This window comes from Cytobacillus solani (assembly GCF_001420595.1).
Classification (GTDB): Bacteria; Bacillota; Bacilli; order Bacillales; family Cytobacillaceae; genus Cytobacillus; species Cytobacillus solani.
This window is the reverse complement of the sequence record NZ_LJIX01000012.1, coordinates 1-592: the sequence shown is the minus strand read 5'-3', so window position 1 is coordinate 592 and position 592 is coordinate 1. Positions and strand designations below refer to the sequence as shown.

The 592-nt window shown below is 51.9% G+C and carries 1 rRNA gene; it reads left to right on the top strand.

What is annotated here, in order from left to right:
- Positions 1–2: 2 nt before the first annotated feature.
- Positions 3–592: ribosomal RNA gene (locus tag AN957_RS26535) — 23S ribosomal RNA — on the top strand; the annotation flags it as partial.

Here is a 592-nt window from a genome sequence, read left to right as displayed (position 1 = left end):
TAGGTTAAGTTAGAAAGGGCGCACGGTGAATGCCTAGGCACTAGGAGCCGATGAAGGACGGGACTAACACCGATATGCTTCGGGGAGCTGTAAGTAAGCTTTGATCCGGAGATTTCCGAATGGGGGAACCCTCTATCCGTAATGGGATAGAATCTTTACCTGAATACATAGGGTATTGAAGGCAGACCCGGGGAACTGAAACATCTAAGTACCCGGAGGAAGAGAAAGCAAACGCGATTCCCTGAGTAGCGGCGAGCGAAACGGGATTAGCCCAAACCAAGAGGCTTGCCTCTTGGGGTTGTAGGACACTCTACACGGAGTTACAAAGGAACGAGGTAAATGAACAGGTCTGGAAAGGCCGGCCAGAGAAGGTAAAAGCCCTGTAGTTGAAACTTCGTTCCCTCCAGAGTGGATCCTGAGTACGGCGGGACACGAGAAATCCCGTCGGAAGCAGGGAGGACCATCTCCCAAGGCTAAATACTCCCTAGTGACCGATAGTGAACCAGTACCGTGAGGGAAAGGTGAAAAGCACCCCGGAAGGGGAGTGAAAGAGATCCTGAAACCGTGTGCCTACAAGTAGTCAGAGCCCGTT